Source organism: Streptomyces sp. NPDC040589 (assembly GCF_055594445.1).
The window spans coordinates 939,662-966,057 of sequence record NZ_JBVIWP010000003.1; the positions used below are offsets into that span (position 1 = coordinate 939,662).

The 26,396-nt window shown below is 71.6% G+C and carries 22 protein-coding genes, 1 pseudogene and 1 riboswitch; of the genes and pseudogenes, 10 read left to right on the plus strand and 13 right to left on the minus strand.

All coding sequences use genetic code 11. From position 1 onward, the window contains the following. Positions 1 to 170 precede the first annotated feature (170 nt). From ACZ58V_RS16750 to ACZ58V_RS16760, 3 genes and pseudogenes are all read left to right on the plus strand, one after another. Positions 171 to 2,228, plus strand: a complete 2,058-nt coding sequence (locus ACZ58V_RS16750; protein WP_471290573.1) for a bifunctional glycosyltransferase 87/phosphatase PAP2 family protein — start codon at positions 171 to 173, stop codon at positions 2,226 to 2,228. 170 nt (positions 2,229 to 2,398) lie between these two features. Then, positions 2,399 to 4,012 (plus strand): annotated as a pseudogene (locus ACZ58V_RS16755) (MFS transporter); the annotation flags it as partial. Positions 4,013 to 4,180: 168 nt separating this feature from the next. Then, entirely contained in the window at positions 4,181 to 4,921 is a 741-nt protein-coding gene (locus ACZ58V_RS16760) for an MSCRAMM family protein (protein WP_471290703.1), read from the plus strand. On the opposite strand, the gene ACZ58V_RS16765 is transcribed toward ACZ58V_RS16760, so the two are convergent. From ACZ58V_RS16765 to ACZ58V_RS16775, 3 genes are read right to left on the minus strand one after another with little or no spacing between them, the layout of a single operon-like run. Next, positions 4,909 to 9,129 (minus strand): AAA family ATPase, encoded by a 4,221-nt coding sequence (locus ACZ58V_RS16765; RefSeq protein ID WP_471290574.1) that lies wholly within the window; start codon positions 9,127 to 9,129, stop codon positions 4,909 to 4,911. The genes ACZ58V_RS16760 and ACZ58V_RS16765 overlap by 13 nt on opposite strands. Continuing rightward, a complete protein-coding gene (locus tag ACZ58V_RS16770; RefSeq protein WP_471290575.1) occupies positions 9,126 to 9,959 on the minus strand; it encodes a hypothetical protein in 834 nt (277 codons plus the stop codon). Before ACZ58V_RS16770 ends, ACZ58V_RS16765 begins: the two co-directional genes overlap by 4 nt. 31 nt (positions 9,960 to 9,990) lie before the next feature. After that, positions 9,991 to 10,401, minus strand: coding sequence for an ATP-binding protein (locus ACZ58V_RS16775; RefSeq protein WP_471290576.1), 411 nt, complete (start codon positions 10,399 to 10,401; stop codon positions 9,991 to 9,993). A gap of 93 nt (positions 10,402 to 10,494) precedes the next feature. On the opposite strand from ACZ58V_RS16775, the gene ACZ58V_RS16780 reads away from it, so the two are divergent. Both ACZ58V_RS16780 and ACZ58V_RS16785 read left to right on the plus strand, forming a co-directional pair. After that, the gene (locus ACZ58V_RS16780) at positions 10,495 to 11,343 is read left to right on the plus strand and encodes a helix-turn-helix domain-containing protein (protein ID WP_471290577.1); all 849 of its coding nucleotides are present in this window, start codon (positions 10,495 to 10,497) and stop codon (positions 11,341 to 11,343) included. Next, a complete protein-coding gene (locus ACZ58V_RS16785; protein WP_468191018.1) occupies positions 11,303 to 11,515 on the plus strand; it encodes a DUF397 domain-containing protein in 213 nt (70 codons plus the stop codon). Before ACZ58V_RS16780 ends, ACZ58V_RS16785 begins: the two co-directional genes overlap by 41 nt. On the opposite strand, the gene ACZ58V_RS16790 is transcribed toward ACZ58V_RS16785, so the two are convergent. Beyond that, positions 11,499 to 12,668: a steroid 3-ketoacyl-CoA thiolase gene (locus ACZ58V_RS16790; RefSeq protein ID WP_471290578.1), complete on the minus strand. Its 1,170-nt coding sequence runs from the start codon at positions 12,666 to 12,668 to the stop codon at positions 11,499 to 11,501. The genes ACZ58V_RS16785 and ACZ58V_RS16790 overlap by 17 nt on opposite strands. Before the next feature lie 217 nt (positions 12,669 to 12,885). Between ACZ58V_RS16790 and ACZ58V_RS16795 the strand changes: the two genes are divergently transcribed. After that, positions 12,886 to 14,124, plus strand: a complete 1,239-nt coding sequence (locus ACZ58V_RS16795) for a cytochrome P450 (RefSeq protein ID WP_468191013.1) — start codon at positions 12,886 to 12,888, stop codon at positions 14,122 to 14,124. Positions 14,125 to 14,208: 84 nt separating this feature from the next. Here the strand turns inward: ACZ58V_RS16795 and ACZ58V_RS16800 are convergent, their stop codons facing one another. From ACZ58V_RS16800 to ACZ58V_RS16825, 6 genes are all read right to left on the minus strand, one after another. Continuing rightward, positions 14,209 to 14,625, minus strand: coding sequence for an aggregation-promoting factor C-terminal-like domain-containing protein (locus ACZ58V_RS16800; RefSeq protein ID WP_471290579.1), 417 nt, complete (start codon positions 14,623 to 14,625; stop codon positions 14,209 to 14,211). A gap of 158 nt (positions 14,626 to 14,783) precedes the next feature. Beyond that, positions 14,784 to 15,623: an ECF transporter S component gene (locus tag ACZ58V_RS16805; protein WP_468191009.1), complete on the minus strand. Its 840-nt coding sequence runs from the start codon at positions 15,621 to 15,623 to the stop codon at positions 14,784 to 14,786. After that, positions 15,620 to 17,254 carry an ABC transporter ATP-binding protein gene (locus ACZ58V_RS16810; RefSeq protein WP_471290580.1) on the minus strand — a complete coding sequence of 545 codons (1,635 nt, stop codon included), beginning with the start codon at positions 17,252 to 17,254 and terminating at the stop codon, positions 15,620 to 15,622. The genes ACZ58V_RS16805 and ACZ58V_RS16810 overlap by 4 nt, the downstream gene beginning before the upstream one ends. After that, positions 17,251 to 18,378, minus strand: coding sequence for an energy-coupling factor transporter transmembrane component T (locus ACZ58V_RS16815; RefSeq protein ID WP_471290581.1), 1,128 nt, complete (start codon positions 18,376 to 18,378; stop codon positions 17,251 to 17,253). Before ACZ58V_RS16815 ends, ACZ58V_RS16810 begins: the two co-directional genes overlap by 4 nt. After that, entirely contained in the window at positions 18,365 to 19,003 is a 639-nt protein-coding gene (locus ACZ58V_RS16820; protein ID WP_468191001.1) for an SCO2322 family protein, read from the minus strand. Before ACZ58V_RS16820 ends, ACZ58V_RS16815 begins: the two co-directional genes overlap by 14 nt. Beyond that, complete coding sequence (locus ACZ58V_RS16825; protein WP_471290582.1) at positions 19,000 to 20,208, minus strand: prenyltransferase/squalene oxidase repeat-containing protein; 1,209 nt, start codon at positions 20,206 to 20,208, stop codon at positions 19,000 to 19,002. Before ACZ58V_RS16825 ends, ACZ58V_RS16820 begins: the two co-directional genes overlap by 4 nt. Before the next feature lie 112 nt (positions 20,209 to 20,320). Then, a riboswitch (cobalamin riboswitch) is annotated at positions 20,321 to 20,461 on the minus strand. A gap of 35 nt (positions 20,462 to 20,496) precedes the next feature. On the opposite strand from ACZ58V_RS16825, the gene ACZ58V_RS16830 reads away from it, so the two are divergent. Together ACZ58V_RS16830 and ACZ58V_RS16835 are read left to right on the plus strand one after the other, a co-directional pair. Continuing rightward, complete coding sequence (locus ACZ58V_RS16830; RefSeq protein ID WP_471290583.1) at positions 20,497 to 21,174, plus strand: phosphotransferase; 678 nt, start codon at positions 20,497 to 20,499, stop codon at positions 21,172 to 21,174. 33 nt (positions 21,175 to 21,207) lie between these two features. Further along, positions 21,208 to 22,023 carry an SAM-dependent methyltransferase gene (locus ACZ58V_RS16835; protein WP_193477700.1) on the plus strand — a complete coding sequence of 272 codons (816 nt, stop codon included), beginning with the start codon at positions 21,208 to 21,210 and terminating at the stop codon, positions 22,021 to 22,023. Between the two features lie 26 nt (positions 22,024 to 22,049). On the opposite strand, the gene ACZ58V_RS16840 is transcribed toward ACZ58V_RS16835, so the two are convergent. The 3 genes from ACZ58V_RS16840 to ACZ58V_RS16850 form a co-directional block, all read right to left on the minus strand. After that, positions 22,050 to 22,958, minus strand: coding sequence for a helix-turn-helix domain-containing protein (locus tag ACZ58V_RS16840; protein ID WP_471290584.1), 909 nt, complete (start codon positions 22,956 to 22,958; stop codon positions 22,050 to 22,052). Positions 22,959 to 23,050: 92 nt separating this feature from the next. Beyond that, positions 23,051 to 23,506: a nuclear transport factor 2 family protein gene (locus ACZ58V_RS16845; RefSeq protein WP_471290585.1), complete on the minus strand. Its 456-nt coding sequence runs from the start codon at positions 23,504 to 23,506 to the stop codon at positions 23,051 to 23,053. A gap of 50 nt (positions 23,507 to 23,556) precedes the next feature. Next, positions 23,557 to 24,612, minus strand: a complete 1,056-nt coding sequence (locus tag ACZ58V_RS16850; protein ID WP_468190988.1) for an MBL fold metallo-hydrolase — start codon at positions 24,610 to 24,612, stop codon at positions 23,557 to 23,559. Positions 24,613 to 24,698: 86 nt separating this feature from the next. Here ACZ58V_RS16850 and ACZ58V_RS16855 point away from each other — a divergent pair, with 86 nt between their 5' ends. Both ACZ58V_RS16855 and ACZ58V_RS16860 read left to right on the plus strand, forming a co-directional pair. Further along, positions 24,699 to 26,150: an aldehyde dehydrogenase gene (locus ACZ58V_RS16855; protein ID WP_471290586.1), complete on the plus strand. Its 1,452-nt coding sequence runs from the start codon at positions 24,699 to 24,701 to the stop codon at positions 26,148 to 26,150. Positions 26,151 to 26,152: 2 nt separating this feature from the next. After that, on the plus strand, positions 26,153 to 26,386 hold the full coding sequence (locus tag ACZ58V_RS16860) for a ferredoxin (RefSeq protein WP_403876923.1): 234 nt from the start codon (positions 26,153 to 26,155) through the stop codon (positions 26,384 to 26,386). Positions 26,387 to 26,396 lie beyond the last annotated feature (10 nt).

A 26,396-nucleotide genomic window follows, 5' to 3' on the forward strand; every position in this document is an offset into this window, starting at 1 on the left:
TGCATCTAAACACCGGCTATGCAGGCACGTATGCCCGGTTGGGAGCGGTCCCCACGTGATCTTGATGTGATCCTTCTCGCGTCCACGAGAGGCAACCGCGCGTCTCGCGCACTATCGTCAACCGGATGAAGGGGGCGTAAGGGAAAAACGGGGCAGAAGGTCGACGAGGCGTGACAAATGCGGAGCGCGGCGGACGACCGACGGAAGCCTTCGGAGCGACAGCCGTCGGCAGGCCTCACGCACGCCTGCGGATGGCCTGCCTCGGGCTGTGGCTGATCGTCGCCGTCCTCGCCGCACGGCAGGTGACCGTCGTCCTCGGCACCCCGCGCGGGGAGCGGCTGACGGACCTGGAGACCTGGGTCGGGCCCAACGGCGTCCTCCAGGTGAACGGCTCGCTCTACGACTCGACCCGCTTCACCGGCACCCCGTTCAACGGGCTCGTCCTCAAGCCCCTCACCCGTTCGGCCGAAGAGGCCCTCGGCTGGGGCTGGACCTTCGGCACGCTGCTGCTGGTCGCCGCCCTCGGCCTGATCGCCGCCCGCGCCCTGCCCCAGCCCATCGGCCGCCGTACCGCGACTCTGGCCGCGCCCGTCGCCATCGGCCTGCTCATGCTGTCCCTGCCGGTCCGCAACACCCTGTGGCTCGGCCAGTCCAGCATCATCCCGGTCCTGCTCGTCCTGCTGGGCTGCTTCGTCGCCCACGGCCAGCGGACCAGCGGTCTGCTCATCGGCGTCGCGGCGGCGCTCCAGCCCACGCTGCTGCTCTTCGCGCCCCTGCTGTGGTTCACCGGCCGCAGACGCGCCGCGCTCTCCGGCGGCGTCACCTTCGCCGCCTGCACCGCGCTCGCCTGGGCGGCGATGCCGCACGACTCCTCCATCTACTGGGTCCACCACCTGGCCGGTGCCGGCCTCGGCGGCCGGGCCGGCGACCTCGGCAACCAGTCCCTGCACGGCGCCCTGCTGCGGCTCGGCCTGAACGGCCCCCTGGAGATCGCGCTCTTCCTGCTCCTCGGCGCGGCCGTCGCCGTCCTCGCCCTGCGCCGCGCCGTGCGGTACGTCGCCGACGGCCAGCTGCTCCTCGCCGTCGCCATCACCGGCTGCGCCGCCATCGCCGTCTCACCCACGGCCTGGCAGCACCAGCTGCTGTGGGTGCTCCTCGCGGTCGTCGGCCGGGCCGGCAGACGCGCCCGTGACCGGTACGTATGGCCCGTCGCCGTCGTCCTGGTCATGACCCTGCCCAGCAGGATGCTGCTGCCGGACATGGCGTCGCTGGACCCGCTGCGCACCGACCTCGTCCTGCTGGCCGCCCTGGCCGCCGCCGTGGCCGTCCCGTTCCTGTCCCGCGCCTCGCCGTACTACCAGTCGCCCATACCGACCGAGTACGCGCCCGCCGCCCCGGCCCGTTTCCGGCACGTGCCGCTGGTGCCCTTCCTGCGCCGGGTCCTCACCCGGCCGAACCTCCTCCTGGAGCTTCTCCTCCTCCGGGTCGCCTACGCCGCCTACTCCCAGGTCCGGCTGGCCGCCACCGGAGGCAGCATCTCGGCCGGCCGGGCCGAGGCCGAGGAACACGCCTGGCAGATCCTCGGCCTGGAACGCGCCCTGCGCCTCGACATCGAGCACTGGGCCAACCACGCCGTGGTGCGGACCGACTGGCTGCGGGCCTTCTCCGACTTCTACTACGAGTCGTTCCACTTCGTCGTGCCGCTGGCCGTCCTCGCCGTCCTGTACTGGCGCCGCCCCGCCGAGTACCGCTGGGCCCGCTCCGCCCTCGGCTTCGCCACCCTGCTCGCCCTGGTCGGCTTCTGGCTCTACCCGCTGGCCCCGCCGCGCCTGATGCCGACGCTCGGCTTCATCGACACCGTCCACGGCGTCCAGGACTTCTCCCAGCCCGACTACGGCACCCTCACCGACGTCACCAACCAGTACGCGGCCATGCCGTCCCTGCACTTCGGCTGGTCACTGTGGTGCGGCGTCGTGATCGCGGTCCTGGCGCGACGGTGGTGGACGAAGGCGCTCGGTCTGCTGCATCCGCTGCTCACCGGCTCCGCGATCGTCGTGACGGCCAACCACTGGCTGCTGGACGCGGCCGGGGGAGCGGTGGTGGTCGGGGCGGGCTTCGCGCTGACGTATCTGCTGTCCGGGCCCCGGGCGGCCACCGCCGTGCGCCGGGCGTCCCGGTCCGCGGATCCGAGCACCGGCCGCGGCCGCTCGACCAGTTCCGTCGGCTGACGCACGTCGCCTGACGCACCACGCCGGCCGGATCGGCGTGTCGGAAAACCTTCGAAAATGCCCTCCGCATGTCGGTTTTCGGCGCCCGGGCGGGCTGTGGCTGGCTCTCGGCCGCGAGTGGCTGAAAAGTGTGCCTCGCTGTCCACCCGAACGTCGACATGGAGAGTTCTGTGAACGTGGCAACGACGGCTGACGGACCTCGGCGGAGTCCGAAAGCCATACTCCTGATGGCCTGCATCGGGGTGTTCGTCGCCTACCTGCCGGTCACCACCGTCTCGGTCAGTCTCCCCGCGATCCAGCGGGCCCTGCACGCCTCGACCTCCCAACTGTCCTGGGTCTCGGACGCGTTCGTCCTGCCCATGGCCGCGCTCATCCTGACGGCCGGGGTCGTCGGAGACGTGCACGGCCGCAAGAAGGTCTTCCAGGCCGGCCTGCTGTTCTCGGCCGTCGGGGCCGCCGTCGCGATGAGCGCGCAGTCGGTCCAGGTGCTGTGGGCCGGGCAGGCGCTGGCCGGGACGGGCGCGGCGGCGCTGCTGCCCACGACACTGGCGCTGATCAGCCACGCCGTGCCCGACCCCCACGAACGCGCCAAGTTCGTCGGACTGTGGGCCGCCTCCCTGTCGCTGGCGCTGGCCGTCGGCCCCCTCATGGCGGGCGTGATCCTCCAGCACACCGCCTGGCACTGGATCTACCTGCCCGCCATACCCGTGGCCCTCCTCACCATGGCGCTCGCCGTGCCCCTGGTCGCCGACTCGCGCGCCCCCGGCTCGCGCAAGCTGGACTGGCCCGGCCAGTTCACCGCCGCGCTGACCATCACCGCGCTGGTCTACGGCGTGATCGAGGGCGGCGCCCAGTCCTTCTCCGAGCCTGAGGTCATCGTCGCTCTGGCCCTCGCGGCCGTCGGCGCCGTCGCCTTCGTCCTGGCCGAACGGCGCAGTCCCAGCCCGATGCTGGACCTGACGCTGTTCCGCAGCGCCGCCTTCAGCGCGACCACGCTCATCGCGATGATCAGCTTCCTCGGCCTGATCGGCTTCTTCTTCGTCCTCAGCCTCTACTTCGGCATGGTGCAGCGGCTCGACACCCTCGACGCGGGCTACCGCATGCTGATGGTGACCGCGGTGAGCCTGCTCCTCGGGGTCGTCGTCGGACCGCTGATGCGGCGCATCCCGGCCCGCGCCCTGATCACCACCGGCCTCCTCGCCACCACGGCCGCGCTGCTGTCCCTGACCGCCCTCGACGCGCACACCGCGTTCGGGCCACTGGCCTGGCGCCTGGCCCTGCTCGGCCTCGGCATGGGCCTGGTCATCACCCCCATGACCGCCACCGCCGTCGCCTCCGTCCCGCATCACCTGGCCGGTATGGCGGCGGCGGGCAACAACGCCTTCCGGCAGGTCGGCGGCGCCCTCGGCCCCGCCGTCCTGGGCACCCTGCTCACCACCAAGGCCACCGACGCCCTCCCCGGTCACCTCGCCGACGCGGGCGTGAACGGGGCGACGGCCCATCAGGTCACCACCGCCGTCGACGCGGCAGGGCTGGGAGCCGTGGCCCGCCTGAACCTGGGCCCCGACACCGGCCGCGCCCTGGGCGCCCTGTCCGAGTCCTTCCTCGACGGCCTCCAGCTCTGCCTGATCGTCGCGGCGTCGCTGGCGCTGGTGGCGGCGGTGGTGGGGGCGGTCCTGCTGCGCAGGCCGAGGCCGGTGTCCGAGCCCGGGTCCGGGTCCGGGTCCGAGCCCGCGCCTGAGCGCGCGTCCGGGGCCGAACTCGCGTCCCGGTCCGGGTCCGCGTCCGCGCCTGAGCGCGCGTCCGGGGTTGCGCTCACGTCCCGGTCCGGGTCCGCGTCCGCGCCTGAGCCCGCGTCCGGGGTTGCGCTCACGTCCCGGTCCGTGCCCGGGGCCAGGTCCGCGCCCGAGTCCGAGCCTGCCGCTGCGATCGGCCCCGGCGTCACCGGCCGGGTGAGCGACGGCGTCGGAAACGCCATGGCAGGCGCCACCCTCACCCTGATCTCCATGGCCGGGCGTCAGGTCGGCCGGGCCGTGGCGCACGACGCCGGGCGTTACCGGCTGACCGCGCCCGGGGCCGGTTCGTACGTCCTGATCGCGGCGGCGGACGGTCACCAGCCCCAGGCCACCACGCTCGTCCTCGGCGAGGAGCCGCTGCCCCACGACGTGGTCCTGTCCGGCGGCAGCGGCCTCGCGGGCACGGTGGCCACGGCCGACGACAGGCTGCCGGTCGAAGGCGCGATGGTCGTCGTGACGGACATCCGCGGCGACGTCCTGGCCACGGGCACGACCGACAGGACCGGCGCGTTCGGCTTCGGCCGACTGCCCGCCGGTGACCTCACGGTCGCCGTGAACGCCACCGGCTACCGCCCGGCCGCACTCCCCGTGCTGTCCGGCGCCCCGACCACCGGCCTCGAGGTACTCCTGCAACCCGGCGCGCGGTTGCAGGGCGTCGTCCGCGCGGGGAACGGCAGCAACCCCTTGGCCGACGCACGGGTCACCCTCGTCGACGCCGCCGGGAACGTCGTGGGCACGGCCATCACCGGCACGGACGGCGCCTACGCCTTCACCGACCTGGACGCGGGCGACTACTCCCTGATCGCCAGCGGGTACGCGCCCGTGGCCACGACCGTGACCGTGGACGGAGGGAGCCCGAACGACGTCCATCCGCGGCTGGCGCATCAGGACAGCTGACGGCCGTCCCTGCTGAAGACGGCCACGTCGTTGCCGAAGCCGCAGGCCAGCAGGCCGTCCTCGCTGAGTGACAGGGCGCTGCACGGGCCGGGCAGATGGATGACGTGGAGGGTGGTGCGGCGTTCCAGGTCCCAGATGCGGACGGTGTTGTCCGCCGAGCCGGTGAGGGCGACGGGGCGGCCGTCGAGTTCGGCGAGAGTCACGGTCCAGACGAATCTGGTGTGGCCGGTCATGGGATCGCCGAGGGGGCGGCATCCGGGCAGTCCCCAGATCTCTACGGTCGTGTCCTCCGAGGCGATCAGCACGACGGGGCGGTCGTTCAGCCGGCCCACGGTCAGGTCCCTCGGGCGAACGATGCCCTGTGCCCTGCCGAGAGTCCGGCCAGTGGCCGGATCCACGGCGTCCATCGGCCTGTACGCATTGCCGTGCACGAAGACCGGACGCCCGTCGATGACGCAGCAGCCGGCCCACATCCCGAGGTCGTCCAACGAGAAGCGCCGGGTCGGCTCGCCCGTCGCCAGATCCCGTATCTCGACCGAGCCTCCTGTGGTTCCTGTCACCACGACCTCGCGGCCGTCCAGCTCGATACACGCAGTGCAGCATCGGAAGTCGCCGTCGCTCTCGAACGAGGGATACATCGTCTCGCCAGTGGTGAGGTCCCACACGTGTACAGGGCCTTTTCGAGAACTGGTGACGGCGATCGGGCGGCCGTTCAGCACTCTGCACTCCACCGACCACACCTCGCTGTGGTGCCCGGTCGGCAGCTCGTTGCTGTGCAGGCCCGCCGAAAGATCCCAGACACGCACAGTCGAGTCCTCGGACCCTGTGACGAGCACCGGTCGGCCGTCCACCACACCGTGGTCGACAGCGAGAACGCGCTGGGTGTGCCCGACGACCGGACGGCCGAAGGACCGACGGGACAGGTCCCAGATCCGGAGGGTGTCGTAGGCGCTGGTGATGACGACCGGCTGCCCGGCCAACTCGGCGCACGCCACCGCGAGCAGGGGGAAGACGTGACCTCCGAGGGGTGCTCCCATCGGACGACGGGCTTCGAGGTCCCAGATCTGCGCCGTCCTGTCCTGATAGCCGGCGACAGCGACCCGCCGACCGTCCAGCACGGCACACGTCACCGAAGACGCCCTCCCCTCGTGCCCTTCGAACTCGCTGACCATGCGGCGCTTCCTGAGGTCCCAGACCCGCACCCGTCCTCGGTCGTCGGCGCTGACGGCGACCGGGCCGCCGTCCAGTTCCGTGCAGGTCACCGCCTGGTACCTGATGGACGCACCTCTGCGATCCAGCCGTCCCATGCGACGACGGGTGGTCAGGTCGAAGAGGTGCAAGGATTCACTCGATCCCACGACGACGACCGGTCGGCCGTTCAACGCCGTACACGCCACCGCCTTCACGTGACCCGCGCCCGTCATCGGCCTGCCCAGTTCCCGGCCGCCGGCCAGGTCCCACACCCGTACGGTGCCGTCCACACCGCCGGTGACCGCGACCGGGCGACCGTCCGACTCCGTACAGGCGACCGCGTTGACCTGGTCGCCGTGACCTCGCATGGGTTCGCCGACCGCACGGCCGGTGCCCAGGTCCCACAGTCGTACTGTTTCGTCGCGAGCTACGGTCACAGCGACTCGCTGGCCGTCCAGCTCCGTGCACGCCACAGCCTCGACGTCCTCGGTGTGGCCGGTCATGGGACTGCCGATGGGTTCGCCCGTGTCCAGATCCCACATACGGACGGTCAGATCCTCCGAGCCGGTGACGGCGACCGGCCGGCCGTTCACCTCCGTGCACGCCAGCGCACGCACCAGCCCCGTGTGCCCCGTGAGCGCGTTGCGCAGGTTGCTCGACAACTGGCCCCCGGACGCCGCCACCGGCTTCCACGCACGGCGCTCCGCCTTGCCGTTGAGCGCCTCGACGAGATGCGGCACGTTGAACCGTGCGGCCTCCAGCGCGAGAACCTGCCGCCGCGCCGCCGCGTCGAGATCACGCAGCACATGCAGGCAGGACCGGAACACCGCCGTGTTCAGCTGGGCCTCGTCGCCCTCCGCCTCCAGCAGACGCGGCATCAGCGTCTCGTACTCCGCGTGGACCAAGTACTCGATGTCGGACAGCAGCGTGTCCAGCAGTCCGGCCGCGGCGGCGTGCGCCGCCAGGTGCCGCAGGGCGTACGGATGGGCCCGCGCCCAGTCGCGCGCCCCGTCGAGGTGATACGGCACCGCCCCCCGCAACACCACCGTGAACGCCCGGTGCGCCCGCCCCGCGTCCTGCCCCTGGCGCAGATACTCCGCCATCGACTCGTGGTACAGCCGGTACACCGACCGCTCGTCCTCCTGCGCCTCGACGACGTACGCCCCGGCGTCGCGCCGCAGTTGGTAGAGGTCGTCGTTGGTGTACGGCCGGCCGGAGAGCTCCGAGGCGAGCGGGGCCCAGATGTCCTCCCAGGGAAGGCCCTGGCCCTCCGCGTAGGCGAGGGGGCGCAGGAGGTCGAGGATGCGGTCGGCGTCGTCGGCGAAGCGCTGGTGCAGGTCGCGGTGCATGGCGTCGGCCGCCGCGCGCGGCAGGGAGCGGAGCCAGACGGGGTCCCGGGGGTCGGGAAGCTCCGGGGTGGCGGCGAGCGTGCCCGCGGTGATGCGGGCGACCAGGAAGCAGTTGCCCGCGGCGCCGGCGACCGCTTCCGCCACACCCATGCGCACCCAGTGCGGACAATCGAGGTACGGGGAGTCCTGGTGGGCGTCCAGGAGGTTGCGCAGCGCGTAGACGATGACGGCTTCCGGGTCGGCGTACCGGTCCGAGTCGAGGTCGATGTGGTCCTCCGGGCACAGACCGAGAGGGCCGAAGAGGTGGGGACGGGTGCCGAGGAGAAGGCGCAGGTGCGGGGAGGCCAGTTCCATCAGCGGACGTAACACCTGGCCGCACAGGGTCGTCGGCGTCGCCGCCTCGTCCAGGCCGTCGACGAGGATGACGTGAGGGCGGTCCGGTTCCGGGCGGGCGCCGAGGTGGTTGAGCAGATCCGCCACCGCCTCCGCCGGCGGCAGCCGCAGCGCGGCGCAGACCGCCCGCACGATCTGCTGGTCGGTGAGGCTCTGCGCGTACACGGTCGTCCCGATGGCCCGCTCGGGCGGAAGCTGCACGCGGTGCAGCCCGATCGACGCCAGCGGCACCGTACGCCGGTACTCGGGGTCGCTCACCGCCGCCAGCAGCCCCAGTACGGCCGTCTTGCCCGAGCCGGGCGCCCCGGTGACCACCAGCGCCGGGCACGCCTCCGCCGCCGGGTCGCCGAGCCACTCGGTGATGTCGTGAAGAGCCTGTCGGCGACCCGAGAACCACCAGCCCGCCCGGCTCGGATCGCTGTGCCCCATCGCCCTCCGCAGCAGCCGCGACCGGAACTCCACGTCCCGGCGCTTGTCCTGCTCGTCCCACTCGGCCGCCTGCTGCAGCGCCATGTCCGTGTGGGAGAGACGGTGGCTGTGCTTCGCGTTGGGCAGGAACGGCGGGATCTCGCCCGTCAGGCCGATGATCTCCAGGCCGATGTGCTGGTAGTCCGGGCGCTTGGGGTTGGTGCGCGTGGCGTTCACGACCGCGTCCAGGGCCAGCAGCGGCGGGGTGTAGCCGGCCGTGGCCAGGCTGGTCACCGCCTCGGCCAGCAGCTCCGGGAAGGCGCCCGTCCGCGCCAGTTCCCTGGGCTGTGCCGACGTGATCACCGCCAGCCCCGCCTCCTCCTCCCGCCAGTCGCTCTTCCAGCGGGACATCGCGGCCAGCAACTCGTTGCCGCCCTGCCCGGAGAAGCACGTGTCGAGCATCAGCAGCAGCCGGCGCACCTTCGTCCCGGCGAGGATCTTGCGCGCCAGCGTGCCGGGCAGCAGCGCGTCGTAGAGGTCGTCGGGCTCGGTGTCGGCGGTGAGCAGGACGTAGTCGCCGTTGTCGAGGATCTCCCCGTGTCCCGCGATGTACACGGCGATGACGTCGTCAGGCCGGCGGTCCGGGGCGCGGCAGAACTCACGCAACTCGCGCAGTAGTTGGGGCTTGGTCGGGTTCAGCCCCAGGTCGGAGACATGGGTGTAGCCGAGCGCTTCGGTGAACAGCTCCACCATCTTGCGGCGTGCGTCCGCCAGCCCGGGCCGGTCCCACTCCAGCTCCGCCGCCGCGTTCGGGTAGTGGCTGACCGCGGTCGCGATGAGGAAACGCCGGGGCTCGGTCCCGGTCATGCCAGGCCCTCCGCCACCGCTTCGCCCGTCTCCCTCGCCGTCAGATAGAGCGTGGCGTCGTGCGCGTGCGAGCCGTTGTGTACGACCCTCCCGGCCACGCCCGTCCCGAAGAACAGCGAGAGGTCCTTCACGGCCGCTACGACATCGCCCTCGTCCACGACGTTCGTCCACGACGCCGTCCCCGGCCAGGTCTCCGGCCCGGGCCGCAGCCGGTCGACGACCATCCGCATCCCCAGCGGCGATCCCAGTGTCACCAACGCCCGCACCCCGTGCCCCTGGAGCGCGCACAACGCCTCGTACGCGACGACCGAGCCGAGCGAGTGCGCCACCACCACCCGCGTGTCGGGGCCTACCGCCTCCTCGACCCGGCTCCGGGCCGCCTCCCGCAGCTCCCCGTCCAGCAGATAGCGGCGGACCTGCTTCAGGTCGAAGACCAGCCCACGCAGGGTCACATCGGCGAAGTAGCGCGAGTGCTGGAGGACGCGCAGGGCCGCCTGCGCGGCGCGAGGGGAGCGGACCAGTGTGTCCCCACCGGGCGGGGGCACGCCCGGATCGACCCGTGCCGCCTCCGCCCACCACTCCAGCAGCAGCTCCGACTCGAACCCGTCCTCCACGTCGTCCGCCGTGAACATCGGGTCGCCGACGGCCAGGGTGTGCCCGGGAGGCCGGAACAGATCGCCGTAGAACGCCATCCGCAGGTCACCGGGCGTGAGTTCCGGGACGCCCGCCCGATCCAGCCCGTCGGCGAGCGCCGGCTCCCAGTCCTTCAGCAGCGTCTTGCTTCCCAGCCGCTGCTTCCCCACCCCGTGCACACCAACGATCCGCGCCATCGCACCCGTCCCCCGAGCTCAGCAGGACCCATCACTTTAGAGGGGCGGGTTCGGCCTCGCATTCGAACCACACGGTCTTGCCCCCGCTGTTCCACAGCGACACGCCCCACTTGTCGGCCATCGCGTCGAGCAGGAGCAGTCCCCGCCCGTTCTCGGAGTCCGGGTCCGGCCGGGGCGGGGAGACGGGCGGTCGGTTGCTGCCGTCCGTGACCTCCACGCGTACGCCGTGCGGCTGCCGCAGCAACAGCAGCGTGCAGCGCCGGTCCGGGACGTGCCGTACGACGTTCGCGAGCAGTTCGGTGACGCCGAGTTCTACGGCGTCGGACAGCTCGGGCGTGCGCCACTCTTCGAGGAAGGAGCGGACGATACGGCGGATGTGGCGGGCGGCGTGTTCACCGACGGTGAGGCGGATCGTGTACTGGGCGGGAAAGTAATCGTTCACGAGACGAGGTTGACGTGCGGTGACTACCCTCGGCTACGGAACGGATACAACCGGTCCTGTAGTGGGCCGTGTTGCGTGAGAGGGGCTTCTGCCGTGACCCACATCAACGCCCTTGACCCGGGTGCCTCGCCGCTGGATTACTACGGCTATGAGTTGCGGAGATACCGGGAGGCCGCCGGGCTGACACAGAAGCAGCTCGGGGAGATCGTCAACTACACCGGCTCGCTCGTCGGCCAGATCGAAACGGCCCGGAAGCTCCCGACGCCGGAGTTCAGTCAACGGGCGGATGCGGCGCTGGAGACGGGAGGGCAGCTGTCCCGACTGGTCGACCTGGTGTTGCGTAGTCAGCTTCCGGGCTGGTTTCAACAGGTGGCGGAGTTGCAAGCGAGAGCGGTCGAGATCTGCTCTTTCGAGGCGCTCATGGTCCATGGTCTGCTCCAGACCGATGCGTACGCGCGTGCCGTGCTCGGTGTGCTGGACAAGAGCAACCTCGACGACCGCACCGCCGTACGGCTGGCACGCCAGGGCATCTTCGAGAAGGAGGAGTCGCCGGTCTTCTGGGTGATCCTCAGCGAGGCCGCACTGTACCTGGAGGTCGGTGGTCGAAAGACAATGCGGGAGCAACTCGCCCACTTGTTGTCCTTCGAGCACAATCCTCGGATCAACATCCAGGTGCTGCCGTTCTCGGCAGGGGCGCACGCCGGAATGACAGGCTCGTATGACCTCTACCGCTTTGCGAGCGACCCGGCCATCGTCTACACGGAGGGCTACGGCAGCGGGCATCCCACCGCGAATCCGGACACCGTCAAGGACTGCTCGCTCCGTTACGATCATCTTCAGGCCGCCGCGCTCTCCCTCAGGGATTCGGCGGAGTTGATGCGGCGACTGATGGAGGAACGCTATGGCGAGCAACGCGGTTCCGACGGGGATCCTGTGGCGTAAGTCCAGCTACAGCAGCGATCAGGGTGGCAACTGCATAGAGATCGCCGAAACCCCGCACACCACCGTCGCTATTCGCGACTCCAAGAACCCGGCGGGACCGATCCTCACCCTCGACCCCGCCACGTTCACCACCTTCATCACCTGGACGACGGCGTCTACAACCGCTGAATGATCGTGCCGGTGGCCAAACCGCCCCCCGCACACATGGTGATCAGCGCGAACTCCTTGTCCGCGCGCTCCAGTTCATGAAGCGCCGTCGTGATGAGCCGGGCCCCGGTCGCCCCGACCGGGTGCCCGAGCGCGATCGCGCCGCCGTTCACGTTCACCTTCTCCAGGTCCTGCTCGAAGACCCGCGCCCAGCTCAGCACCACCGACGCGAACGCCTCGTTGATCTCCACCACATCGATGTCCTTCAGGGACATCCCGGCCTTCCCCAGCACAGCGTTCGTCGCATCGATCGGCCCGTCCAGGTGGAAGTGGGGGTCGGCTCCCACCAGCGCCTGAGCCACGATCCGGGCCCGGGGCCTCAGCTTCAGGGCACGAGCCATCCGCTTCGACGCCCACATGATCGCCGCCGCCCCGTCGGAGATCTGCGACGAGTTGCCGGCCGTGTGCACCGCCGTAGGCATGATCGGCTTCAGGGAAGCCAGCGCTTCCGGCGACGTGTCGCGCAGGCCCTCGTCCTTGTCGACGAGGCGCCACATGCCCTGCCCGGCGTGCTGCTCCTCCTCCGTCGTCGGGACCTGGACGGCGAAGGTCTCTCGTTTGAAGCGCTCCTCCGCCCAGGCGTGGGCGGCCCGCTCCTGGGAGGCGAGCCCGAGCGCGTCGACGTTCTCCCTCGTCAGGCCCCGGTGCCGGGCGATCCGCTCCGCCGCCTCGAACTGATTCGGCAGGTCCACGTTCCACTCGTCGGGGAACGGCTTGCCCGGCCCGTGCTTCGAGCCCGACCCCAGCGGTACCCGGGACATCGACTCCACCCCGCACGAGATGCCGACGTCGATCACGCCGGCGGCGACCATGTTGGCCAGCATGTGCGAGGCCTGCTGCGACGACCCGCACTGCGCGTCGACGGTCGTCGCGGCCGTCTCGTACGGCAGCCCCATCGTGAGCCAGGCCGTGCGCGCGGGGTTCATGGACTGCTCGCCGGCGTGCGTGACCGTACCGCCGACGATCTGTTCGACGCAGTCGGCGGGGATGCCGGTGCGGCCCAGGAGTTCTCGGTAGGTCTCGCCCAGCAGGTAGGAGGGGTGCAGATGGGCGAGCGCGCCGCCGCGCTTGCCGATCGGGGTGCGTACGGCTTCGACGATCACAGGTTCGGCAGCCATGGGTGCGGGTCCTCTCCGGGAGGCTACGCGGAACTAGTACGCGTTCTAGTTCTGTCAGCAGTGTGCTGACGGTCACTCGGTGACCGCAAGGGTCGTGCGGGCAATTGAGGGGTCCATGCCTCTTGCTAGTTGTAGAACCCGTTACTACCGTCACCGCAACTCCGCACAGCTGATGGGCCGTCAGAACAAGAGTCGGTACGAGTGGTGGGAGCCGCCCATGCCCTGTCCCGCGCTGCCCGACGGGTTCGACTTCACCGACCCGGACCTGCTGCATCAACGCGTGCCCCTGCCGGAGTTCGCCGAGCTGCGCCGGGTCGAACCGGTCTGCTGGGTGCCGCAGCCGGCCAATGTCGCCGGCTTCCAGGACGAGGGGTACTGGGCCGTCACCCGGCACGCCGACGTCAAGTACGTCTCCACGCACCCGGAGTTGTTCTCGTCGTACCTCAACACGGCGATCATCCGCTTCAACGAGCACATCGACCGGGACTCCATCGACGCCCAGCGGTTCATCCTGCTCAACATGGACCCGCCGGAGCACACGCGGGTCCGGCAGATCGTGCAGCGCGGCTTCACGCCCCGGGCGATCCGCGCGCTGGAGGAGCGGCTGAGGGCCCGGGCCCTCGCGATCGTCGCGAACGCCCGCACGCACTCCGGGCCGTTCGACTTCGTCACCCAGGTCGCCTGCGAACTGCCCCTCCAGGCGATAGCGGAGCTGATGGGTGTCCCGCAGGAGGACCGGGACAAGATCTTCGACTGGTCCAACAAGATGATCGCGTACGACGATCCCGAGTACGCCATCACCGAGGAGGTCGGCGCCGAGTCGGCCACGGAGATCATCGCCTACGCGATGAACATGGCCGCCGATCGCAAACAGTGCCCCGCCCATGACATCGTCACGCAACTGGTCGCGGCGGAGAACGAGGGCAACCTCAACTCGGACGAGTTCGGCTTCTTCGTGCTGATGCTGGCCGTCGCGGGCAACGAGACCACCCGCAACGCCATCACCCACGGCATGCACGCCTTCCTCACCCACCCCGAGCAGTGGGAGCTGTACAAGAGCGACCGGCCGTCGACGACGGCGGAGGAGATCGTGCGCTGGGCGACCCCGGTCGCCGCCTTCCAGCGCACCGCCACCCAGGACACCGAGCTGGGCGGCAAACGGATCCGCAAGGGCGACCGCGTAGGCCTCTTCTACGCCTCCGCCAACCACGACCCGGAGGTCTTCGACGACCCGGACGACTTCGACATCACCCGCGATCCCAACCCGCACCTCGGTTTCGGCGGGGGCGGGCCGCACTACTGCCTGGGCAAGTCCCTCGCGGTACTGGAGATCGACCTCATCTTCAACGCCATCGCCGACGCCATGCCGGGGCTGCGGCTGGTCGACGACCCGCGTCGGCTGCGCTCGGCGTGGATCAACGGGGTGAAGGAACTCCGCGTGAGTACGGGCGGCTGAGTGGGGCGAAGGCGACGGCCCCGGGGATCAGGGGGCCGCCGCCTTCGGTCTTTGGGGGCCGGAGCGGGTCCGGCTCAGTGGCTCTCAGTACGAGTGGTGGGACTGCCAGTGGTTCCAGGCGCCGCAGGCACTGCCGTAGCGGTCCTTCATGTAGTCCAGGCCCCACTCGATCTGGGTGGCCGCGTTGGTCTTCCAGTCGGAGCCGGCCGAGGCCATCTTGGCGCCCGGCAGGGCCTGGACCAGGCCGTAGGCGCCGCTGGAGGCGTTCCGGGCGTTCACGTCCCAGTCGCTCTCGTGCTCGACGATCTCGGAGAAGCACTGGTACTGGGCGTCGTCGCCGATCATCTTCTTCGCGACCGCCTTGGCCGAGGAGGCCCCTGTCGTCGCGCCGTGGGCGGGCGCGGCGGCGATCAGGGTGCCGCAGGTGGCCGCGGCCAGGGCGGTACCGGCGAGAGCGTTCTTCGGGGTGGCGGCACGGCGGAGGACGGCAGCGGCGGACACGCGTTGACCTTTCGTCGTGGGCGGGGCAGTCGCCCACAGAAACAGTCTTCGCGGATGCCCGCAATGCCCCCTTTTACTAGGCGTGGCCGCATGTGGGGTGGTGGTCCGACCCGTGACCGGGAGTGGTCCCTACGGCCTCGCTTCGTATGTGACCTGAGTCACGTGGGGCGCCTCACGGTCGGTGGGGTGTCGAACGTGACCGGCGTCTCGAACGCCGCCCGGCGTGTGGCGCGGCGCAGTGCCCTGAGCACCGCCGGGCCGAGGGTCAGTGTCAGGACGACCGTGACGACGGCCCGGCCCAGGTCCCAGCCGAGCGAGGTGGCCAGGCAGTACGCGAGGAAACGGGCCAGGTTGGCGGGGACCGTCGCCTGCGGGTCGAAGGCGACGTTCGAGGCGAGCGCGCTCATGAAGGGCCAGCCCGCCATGTTCATCACCGTGCCGTAGGCGAAGGCGGCGAGGAAGCCGTAGCCGGCGAGCATCACCAGCTCGGCACGGCCGCGCAGCCGGTCCGGGCCCGGCAGCAGGCCCGCGCCCATCGCGAACCAGCCCATCGCCAGCATCTGGAACGGCAGCCACGGGCCCACCCCGCCCGTGAGCAGCGCGGACGCGAACATCGTCACCGAGCCGAGGACGAACCCGAAGCCCGGGCCGAGGACCCGGCCGCTCAGCACCATCAGGAAGAACATCGGTTCGATCCCGGCGGTACCGGCGCCGATCGGCCGCAGGGCGGCCCCCGTGGCGGCCAGCACGCCGAGCATCGCGACCGCCTTCGGGCCGAGACCGGACTCCGAGATCGCCGCGGCCACCACGGCCACGAGCAGCACCAGCAGGCCCGCGAAGAGCCAGGGCGCGTCCTGCGCGTGCGCGCTGAGCCGCGAGGTGGGCGGGGCGAGGAAGGGCCAGCCGAACGCGGCCACCCCTACGGCACTGACCAGGATCAGGGCGGTGAGGGAGCGGGGGCCGAGGCGGACGGCCCGGGCCTGGCGCTGGGCGTTCACGCGTCCGTCCCGGGCTGGAGGGCCGCGCGTACCTCGGAGACCGTGAGCCAGTGCTGCGGCGCCAGGATCTTGGTGACCTGTGGGGCGAAGGACGGCGAGGAGACCACGACCTCCGCGGTCGGGCCGTCGGCGATCACCTCGCCCTCGGCCAGCAGGATCACGCGGTGGGCGATCTCGGCGGCCAGTTCCACGTCGTGCGTGGCCAGCACGATGGCGTGCCCCTCCTCCGCGAGCTTGCGCAGCACGCCGACCAGGCGGGCCTTCGCCGAGTAGTCCAGGCCGCGGGTGGGCTCGTCCAGCAGGAGCAGCGGGGGCCGGGCGGTCAGCACGACGGCCAGGGCGAGGGCGAGGCGCTGGCCCTCCGAGAGGTCCCGGGGGTGGGTGTCGTCGGTGACGCCCGGGAGCAGTTCGGTGACCAGGGCGCGGCAGGTGCCGGGTTCTGCTTGCGCGTCCTGGTCGGCTGCCGCGCACTCGGCGGCGACGGTGTCGGCGTAGAGCAGGTCGCGGGGTTCCTGGGGGACGAGGCCGACCTTGCGGACGAGGTCCTTGGGGGCTGTGCGGTGGGGGGTGGCTTCGCCGAGTTTGACGGTTCCGGAGGTGGGGGTGACCAGGCCGACGAGGGAGTTGAGGAGGGTGGATTTCCCGGCGCCGTTGCGGCCCATGAGGGCGATGGCTTCGCCGGGGGTGATGGTGAGGGTGACGTGGGCCAGGGCCTGGATGCGGGCGCGGGTTACTGAGAGGGCTTGGACTTCGGCCGTGGATTGTTCGCGGGTGCGGGTGGTTTGTGGCTGGTCGCGCAGTTCCCCGCGCCCCTTGAGGGCGAGCTGCTGCCGTAGGTCATTGGCCCGGCGGCGTGCGTCACGGACCGTCAGCGGCAAAGGGGTCCAGCCCGCGAGCCGGCCCAGTGCCACCACGGGGGGATACACCGGGGACACGGCCATCACCTCGGCCGGGGTGCCCAGGATCGGCGGCTCGCCCGGGGCCGGGAGCAGGGCGACCTGGTCGGCGTACTGGATGACGCGTTCCAGGCGGTGCTCGGCCATGAAGACCGTGGTGCCGAGGTCGTGGACGAGGCGCTGGAGGACCGCCAGGACCTCCTCGGCGGCTGCGGGGTCGAGGGCGGAGGTCGGTTCGTCCAGGACCAGGACGCTCGGGTGCGGGGTGAGGACCGAGCCGATGGCGACGCGCTGCTGCTGGCCGCCGGAAAGTGTGGCGATGGGGCGGTTGCGCAGGTCGGCGAGGCCGAGGAGGTCGAGGGTCTCCTCGACGCGGCGGCGCATCACGTCCGGGGCGAGGCCCAGCGACTCCATGCCGTAGGCGAGTTCGTCCTCGACGGTGTCGGTGACGAAGTGGGCGAGCGGGTCCTGGCCCACCGTGCCGACGACGTCGGCGAGTTCGCGCGGCTTGTGTGTGCGGGTGTCGCGTCCGGCCACCGTGACCCTGCCGCGCAGAGTGCCGCCGGTGAAGTGCGGCACGAGCCCGCTGACCGCGCCCAGGACGGTGGACTTGCCGACGCCGGAGGGACCGGCCAGGAGGACGAGTTCGCCCTCCGGGACCTCGAAGTCGATGCCCTGGACGGTGGGTTCGGAGGCGCCGTCGTACGTCACGGAGACATCTTCGAAGCGGATCACGACGGTTCCTTGAGCTCGGGGGCGACGAACGCGGGCAGCAGGCCGAGGAGGATCGCCGCCGCGGGCCAGACGGGGAGTGTGGGCGCCACGAGCGGCAGCACGCCGGGGTGCAGGGCCGCGGGGTCACGGACGGCGGCGAGCACGAGCAGCGCGGCGACCGCCACGCCGGAGGCGACGACCAGCAGGGCGCGCACGTCCCAGCGGTCCGGGCGGTACCGGGTGCGCGGCGACCGCCGGCCGCCGAGCCGGAGACCCGCGAGGGCGGCGGCGAGGCCGACGAGCAGGACCGGGAAGCCGTAGGTGGCGCCCTCGGCGGTGAGCAGCCCGTACGTTCCGGCGCAGACGCCGAGCAGGCCGCCGAGAGTGAGGGCGGCGGTGGTACGTCGGACCGCGGCCGGGACCTGGGCGGTACGGCCGTAGCCGCGGGCGTCCATCGCGGCGGCCAGGGACACCGAGCGCTCCAACGCGCCCTCCAGGACCGGGAGGCCCACCTGCAGCAGGCCCCGGACGCCCTTGTCCGGGCGGCCGCGCAGCCGGCGGGCGGCGCGCAGACGCTGGACGTCGGCGATGAGGTTCGGCGCGAAGGTGAGGGCGACGACGACCGCGACGCCCACCTCGTACAGGGCGCCCGGGAGGGACTTGAGGAGGCGGGAGGGGTTGGCGAGGGCGTTCGCGGCGCCGACGCAGATGAGCAGGGTGGCCAGTCTCAGGCCGTCGTACAACGCGAAGGTGAGGGCCTCGGCCGTGACCTCGCCGCCGAGGCGGATGCCCTGCGCCCAGTCGGGGAGGGGCACCTCGGGGAGGGTGACGAGGGTGTGCGTGCCGGGGATGGGGGAGCCCAGGACGATCGCGAAGAGAAGCCGGATGACCAGGACGGCGAGGGCGAGTTTGACGAAGGCGCCGTAGGAACGGGACCAGGGGGTCGGGGGGCGGCAGGTCGCCACGACGTAGGCGGAGACCGCGATGAGGAGGCAGAGGAGCAGGGGGTTGGTGGTGCGGGTGGCCGCGGTGCCGAGGGAGAGGGACCAGAGCCACCAGGCGCCGGGGTGCAGAGGGGCCCGGGGCCGGCGCGGGGGGTGGGAGGGCGCGTCGCTGAGCCGGTCCGCGCTGCTAAGCCTGGTCACGCCGCCGTACCTGCCAGATCGCCGCCGCCCCCAGTGCCGTCACCACGGCGATGCCCGCCAGCAGGCCCAGGGACGGGCCGTTGTCGTCGGACGTGTCCTTCTTCGCCGCCGATGACGACTTCCGGGAGCCGGACACCTGCTCTCCGCAGCCCTTCTCCGGATACCCCGCGATCGCGCACAGCAGGGCGTTCGTGTCGTAGCGCAGGGGCTTGGCGACCGTCGCGAGGGCCTGAGCCGTGGTCGCGTCGGGGGAGACCCGGGCGCAGGCCGTCCGGGCGGGGGGCGGGGTCTCGCCCTGGGGGGCGTCCGCCTTCGTGCCGGGGTCGATGACGAGCGCCACGCGCTTCTCGCCGTCCCGCGCGGGGGTCTTCGCGCAGATGGTGCCGAAGTCGGCTGTGCCGCGCGGCCGGGCCGCCTCGGAGGAGTCCTCGCTCACCGCGAAGCGGAAGCCCTGGACGTCGCCGTCCGAGGGGCGGGCCATGGACGGGCCCTGGGTGGCGTAGACCCAGCGGTCGCCTTCGCGGTCCCAGAACGACCAGTACCGGTAGCCGGCGGCCTGGGCCTGGCCCGCGCCCGCGATCAGCAGGAGCGAGGCCAGGAGGAGGAGAACGGCCCGGCGGATCACGACTGCTGCCTCTTCCTGCGGCCGGTGAAGAGGAAGCCGATGCCTATGCCGGCGACGAGGCAGACCCCGACGTACCACCAGACGCCGAAGAAGCCCGACTCCGAGTCGTCCTTCTCGTCGGTCGCCGAGGGCTGTTCGGGGGCCTGCGGGGCCGGGCCCGTCGCGTTGAGCTGCTTCACCAGGTCCGTGCCGCCGAAGTCACGCGGGTTCGCGCCCGTCGCGTGCGCGGCGAAGATCAGCTGGGCGTAGGCGGCGGGGCCGCCCTGCCCGGCCCAGCCGGCGGAGTTCTTCTCCAGCCACCGCACGGACTTCTCGGCCTGCGCGGTCTCGCCCTGCGCGGCGAGTGCCACGACCGCGTCGGCGGTGTTGCCGTGGTCGGGCTGGGGGTCCGAGCCGGCGAGGGCGGACGTGAGGTGGTTGTCGTCCTCGGCGAGGGTCTGCGTGAGGTACGCGGCTCCGTTGCCGGCGGCCTGCTGTGGCGTGGAGGGGTTCGCGCACGTGGCGTCGGACTTCTTGCCTGCCTCCACCACCATGCCCTTGCCCAGGGCGCCGAGGACACCGGCCGCCGTGGCGTCCGCGTTGGCGGTCAGCTCGCCCTTCTTGTCGGGCTGGAACGCGAAGGCGCCGTCGTCGTCCCCGCCGCAGGGGAGGGCGAGCTTCAGCAGGGCGTCGTAGGGCGACTTTCCGCCCTTGTCGACCTGGTCCGGCTTCTCGCCCGCGGCGGTCAGCGCGCCGATGACGACGGACGTCGAGTTGGTGTCGCTGGCGCCGCCGGGCGCGTAGCCCCAGCCGCCGTCCTCGTTCTGGACGGACTTCAGCCAGCCGACGGCCTTGTCGGCGACGGCGTCCTGTCCGCCGAGCGCGGAGAGGGCCTGGACGGCGGCGGACGTGGCGTTGGTGTCGAGCATGGTCTTGGCGTCGCACGCGGCGGCGGGGTCCGGGCGGTACGCGGCGAACCCGCCGTCCTCGCACTGCTGCCGGACCAGCCACTCCACGGACTTGGCGGCCGGCTTCTCACCCACCGTGTCCTGGGCCAGCAGGGCGAGCGACTGGCGCCAGACGCCGTCGAACCTGGGGTCCTTGTCTCCGTACAGGGCGGAGGGGAACGCCTGGGACGGCGAAGGGGACGGAGCGGCGGCGGCCGGCGTGGCGGCGCCGATCACGGTGACGGCGGCCAGGACCGCTGCGCTGCGGCGGACGTTCATGATCGGCGGGTGCCTCTCCCTGTGAGGGAGCCGGGCAGCACGGGACACCCCGGCGGCTCGGCTCCGTATACCTCGACGGTGCCGTGCACCGGCAGGTGCCGGGCACGTGAGCCGGTCACGATCCGTACGGGGCGATCCGGCTCCCGCCTGGCAGGGCGGTTCACGGTTGCGGGTCAGCGCCGGAATTGCACCGGCTTCTCCCTGTACGGTGTGATGACGACCCGCTCACTGTACCCGCACGTAGGAAAACGGGCTGAGGGTGCTGTGCTTGCCGGGTAGCTTCGCCCCATGCCGACCACACCACCGGGAAGACTCCTCGGCTCGGGCCGCCGCGCCGATGTGTACGAGATCGACGAGGGGTGGGTGCTGCGGCGGGAACGGGAGGGCGGGGGTGACGCCGCTGCCGAGGGCGCGGTGATGGAGCATGTGCGGGCCCACGGCTATCCGGTGCCCCGGGTCTGCCCGACCGGCTCGCGCACCGACCTGGTGATGGAACGGCTCTCCGGCCCGACCATGCTCCAGGCCTGCCTGGCGGGCACGCTGGACGTCACGGAGGCCGGCTCGATCCTGGCCCGGCTGCTGCGCGACCTCCACGCCCTTCCCGCCCTGCGCTCGGCCGACCCGGCGGTCCGCGTCCTCCATCTGGACCTCCACCCGGAGAACGTGATGCTCACGCCCGAGGGGCCTCGCGTCATCGACTGGTCCAACACGGAGGAGGGCGACCCGGGCCTGGACCGGGCCGCCACGGCGGTGATCCTCGCCCAGGCCGCCGTCTCCGACGACTCGCTCGCCACCCCCGCCCGCGCCATGCTGGCCGCCTTCCTCGCCGACCCGTCCCCGCTCACCCGGCCCGCCCTGACGGAGGCCCTGCGCCGCCGGGCCGCAAGTCCGACCATGACGCGTGGAGAGGTTGAACTGCTGGACGCGGCCGAGGAGTTGATCCTGTCCGTGAGGCAAAACGGTTAACGTGAAGCTCCACGACCACACGCAGGAGCGTCCATGACTGATCAGGTGGAGAACTCCGAGCAGGAGCCGCTCTCCAAGATCGATACCTCGGTTCCGCACTCGGCCCGGATCTGGAACTACTGGCTGGGCGGGAAGGACAACTACGAAGTCGACCGTGTGGCCGGTGACGCGTTCCGTGAGATCTTCCCCGGTATCGAGACCGGGGCCCGCGCCGCCCGCTACTTCCTCGCCCGCGCCGTCCGCCATCTCGCCGCCGAAGAGGGCATCCGCCAGTTCCTGGACATCGGCACCGGGCTGCCCAACGTGGACAACACCCACCAGATCGCCCAGCGGGTGGCTCCGGAGAGCCGGATCGTCTACGTCGACAACGACCCGCTGGTGCTGGCCCACGCCCGCGCGCTGCTCACCAGTACACCGGAAGGCGTCACCAACTACGTCGACGCCGACCTGCGCAAGCCGAGCACGATCGTCCGGGAAGCCGGGAAGACGCTGGACTTCGACCAGCCCGTCGCGCTCATGCTGATGGGCATCCTCGGCCACATCGAGGACCACGACGAGGCACGCTCGATCGTGTCGCAGCTGGTGGACGCCCTGCCTCCCGGCAGCTACCTCGTCCAGTACGACAGCACCGACACCAGCGAGGACTACGTCCGGGCCATCGGGCAGTACAACGACGGCGGCTCGATCCCGTACATCCTGCGCAGCCCCGAGCAGATCGCCCGCTACTTCGACGGTCTGGAGCTGCTGGAGCCGGGCGTCACGTCCTGCTCGCGCTGGCGTCCCGACGCCGAGGCTCTGGGCCTGCCCGCGGAGGTGCACCAGTACGGCGGCGTCGCCCTCAAGCGCTGAACCCGGCTGAACCCCGGGGGCCTCGCTCAGGTCTCCTGAAGTATGCGGTGCAGGATGGTCGGAGTCTCGTCCGGTGACTCGGCTTCGACCACCAGCCGGTTCATGGCGTCCCAGTAGCGCTCGATGTCGGCCGGCCGGTCGGGATAGAGCGCGGTGGTGAGCTGCTCGAGGTAGACCACGTCGGGCAACTGGCCACCGGGCAGCCGCAGGATGGTGACCGGACCGCCCTCCGCGGCATGCCCGCCGGAGAGGAACGGCAGGATCTGGACGGTGACCTGCGGCAGCCGGCAGATCTCGATGAGATGCCTGAGCTGGGCGCGCATCACGGCCGGCCCGCCCACCGGGCGCCGCAGCGCCGCCTCGTCGATCACGGCCCAGAGCTGGGCCGTGCCCGGCTGCCGGTGCAGGATCCGCTGCCGGGTCATCCGCAACGCCACCCGGCGGTCGATCTCGCGCGCATCGGCGTCGACGTGGGCGAGCTGGACCGCCGCACGCGCGTAGTCGGGGGTCTGGAGCAGCTCGGGAACGCGCTGTATCTGGTAGCAGCGGATGACGCTCGCCGCCTGTTCGGCACCGAGGTAGCTCTGTGTCCAGGAGGGCACCACGTCGCTGTAGTACTGCCACCAGGCGTGGGTGTTGGCCTGTTCGGCCAGCGCCAGCAGCGTGGCGCGTTCGGCCTCGTCCGTGACGCCGTAGAACGTGAGCAGGTCGGCGACGTCCCGCAGTTTGAACCCGTGGCGCCCGGCCTCCATGCGGCTGATCTTGGAGGAGGAGGCGCGGATGACCTCGCCCGCCTCCGCCCTGCCGATGCCCCGCGCGTCCCGCAGCCTGCGCAGCCGGGCGCCCAGCGCGAGCCGAGGCACCATGGGCCCGGCCGATCTCCCGTCCAGGACTCCGCTGAAGGGCGACGTTCGAGCGGCCTCTTCGGTGCCCATGGGCATGTCTCCTTGCGGTGGTACGCAGCGCCGCAGGCGTGGGGACGCCGCGGCTCGTTCATCCTAGATGCCCTGCCCTGACCCCATCCGGCTTATGCCGAAGGCGAGTTCGGCCGCGGAGTGGGACCACCGAAGGGAAGGTGAAGAGTCCGGGAGGCGAGCAGCCAGGTGCCGTCGGCCCGGTGGAAGGCGTCCTCGTAGTGCCCGGCCTGGACCGGCGGCCCGGCCGGGACCATGCCGCCGTCGTAGCCGTCGACGCGGTATGTCGTGAAGTACGAGATCGCCCTGGCGGTGTCCGGGGACTCCACCGTGACCAGGACGTTGGACATCATGCGGCGGGAGAGCCGGTCTGCGGGGCGGGAGCCGAAGTAGGCGCGCAGGGCGTCGCGTCCCTTGACCAGCCGCCCGTCCTCCGGCCACTGCCAGACACCGTCCTCGGTGAACAGCTCGGCGACGGAGGAGGGGTCGCCCAGGTCGAGCCGGTGGACGAAGTCGAGGATCAGGCGCTCGCAGGCGCGTTCGGCGAGGAGGTGCTCCATGGGGTCCATGGGCTTGGTCCTAGCATCCCGGGCGTCGGCGCATCGGCGGAATTACCTGGTCATGAGAGAGCGATGTACCTCACCGGCTCGCTCCCCGGCACCGCCTCCGCCCGGCCCAGCTTCACCAGGCGGCGCAGGTGCGCCTCGGCCTCCGAGACCGCGATGTTCCGGGAGCCGTACGGGATCTGGGCCCAGGGGCGGTTCCACTCCATGCGTTCGGCGAGCTGCCAGGGCGTGAGCGGCTCGGCGAGGAGGGCACGCAGGGCGGTGAGGCGGGCCTCGTGGTGGGTGAGCAGCTCGTGCACGCGGGCGGCTGCGCCCGGGAACGGGTGCTGGTGGGCCGGGAGCACCTCGGCGGGGGCGAGGCGGCCGACGCGTTCGAGGCTGTCGAGGTAGTCGCCGAGGGGGTCGGTGACCGTGGCGTCGTCCGGATCCTCGTAGAGGCCGATGTGCGGGGTGATCCCGGGCAGCAGGTGGTCGCCGGAGAACAGGCGGCCGTGGCCGGGCAGTCGGGCCGGGTGGTCCTCCTCCAGGTGCAGGCAGACGTGGCCGGGCGTGTGCCCCGGGGTCCAGATCGCGCGCAGGCGGCGGCCGGCCAGGTCCAGGAGTTCGCCCGGGACGATGTCGCGGTCGGGCAGGGCGGGGGAGAGGCCGGGCAGGGCGCGGGGCCGGGGGGTACGCAGCGGGGCGATGTGCTCCTCGGGCGCTCCGGCAGCGGTGAGCTTGGCCGTCATGTACGAGAACCAGCGCTCGGGACGGGCCTGACGGGTCCGTCGTACGACCGCGGTGTCCGCCGCGTGCATCGCGATCCAGGCGCCCGACGCCTCGCGGACCCGGCCGGACAGGCCGTGGTGGTCCGGGTGGTGGTGGGTGATGACCACGCCGTGGATCTCGGCCACCGAGGTGCCGCAGGCCCTGAGGCCGTTCGCGAGGGTGTCCCAGGACTCCGGGTCGTCCCAGCCGGTGTCGATGAGGACCGGTCCCCGGCCGGTGTCGACGACGTACACGAGTGTGTGGCCGAGGGGGTTGTCCGGGATGGGCACCCGGAGGGAGCGGACGCCTCCGCCGTGGTCGTGCACCGCCGGTGTGGGTTCGCGGTCCTGGCTGCTTGTCATCTGCCCTCCGTCCCACGGCCATTGCCCACTATAACGAGAACTGGTATCAGTTTCTGAAACACCGTCAGATATGAAGGCAGTCGGCCATGACCGAACTCGTGGAACACGGACAGCTGTTCATCGGCGGGGAGTTGACCGACCCCCTGGGCGAGGACGTCATCGAGGTGATCTCGCCGCACACGGAAGAGGTCATCGGACGCGTCCCGCATGCCTCGACCGCGGATGTGGACCGGGCCGTGGGGGTCGGGCGGCGGGCGTTCGACCAGGGGCCCTGGCCGCGCATGAGCCTCGATGAGCGGATCGAGGTCGTGAGCCGGATCAAGGACGGGATCGTCGCCCGGCACGAGGAGATCGCCCGCGTGATCTCCGGCCAGAACGGCTCGCCGTACTCCTGGAGCGTCCTCGCCCAGGCCTTCGGCGCGGTGATGGTCTGGGACTCGGCGATCACCGTCGCGCGGAACTTCACCTACGAGGAGCGCCGGGACGGCGTGCTCGGCCGCATCCTCGTGCGGCGCGAGCCCGTCGGGGTCGTCGCGGCCGTCGCCCCCTGGAACGTCCCGCAGTTCGTCGCCGCCGCCAAGCTCGCCCCCGCGCTGCTCACCGGCTGCACGGCCGTCCTCAAGCCCTCGCCCGAGTCGCCGCTGGACGCGTATCTGCTCGGCGAGATCGCCCGCGAGGCCGGGCTGCCCGAGGGCGTGCTGTCGATCCTGCCCGCCGACCGGGAGGTGAGCGAGTACCTGGTCGGGCACCCCGGCATCGACAAGGTGTCCTTCACCGGGTCGGTCGCGGCCGGGAAGCGCGTGATGGAGGTGGCGGCGCGCAATCTCACCCGTGTGACGCTCGAACTGGGCGGCAAGTCGGCGGCCGTCGTCCTGCCCGACGCGGACGTCGAGACGGCCGTGGCGGGCATCGCCCCCGCGGCCTGGATGAACAACGGCCAGGCCTGCGTCGCCCAGACCCGCATCCTGCTCCCGCGCTCCCGCTACGACGAGTTCGCCGACGCCCTCGCCGCGGCGGCCGGTGCGCTCGTGGTCGGTGATCCGCTGGACCCCGCCACCCAGGTGGGCCCGCTCGTGGCCAGGCGGCAGCAGCAGCGCAACCTCGACTACGTCCGCATCGGGCAGGAGGAGGGCGCGAAGATCCTCACGGGCGGCGGCCGCCCGGCCGGCCTGGACCGCGGCTGGTACGTCGAGCCGACCCTCTTCGGCGACGTCGACAACTCCATGCGCATCGCCCGCGAGGAGATCTTCGGCCCGGTCATCTGCCTGCTGCCCTACGACGACGAGTCCGACGCCGTGAAGATCGCCAACGACTCCGACTACGGACTGAGCGGCAGCGTCTGGACCGCGGACGTCGAGCGCGGCATCGAGATCGCCCGGCAGGTCCGCACGGGCACGTACTCCGTCAACACCTTCAGCCTGGACATGCTGGGCCCCTTCGGCGGCTACAAGAACTCGGGCCTGGGGCGGGAGTTCGGACCCGAGGGGTACGGGGAGTACCTGGAGCACAAGATGATCCATCTCCCGGCGGAAGCGTAGAGATGGGCGACCGCTGGCACGTCGAGGTCGACCGCTCCCTGTGCATCGGCAGTGCCCAGTGCGTCCACCACGCCCCGGACGGCTTCCGCCTGGACCCGGCCCGCCAGTCCCATCCGGTCGCCCCGGACACCGACGCGAACGAGCGGGTACTGGAGGCGGCGGAGAGCTGTCCGGTGGAGGCGATCGTGATCACGCTGGGAGGTGGCGGCGAAGCGGTGTTCCCGCCGGAGGACTAGGGGGTGTCGG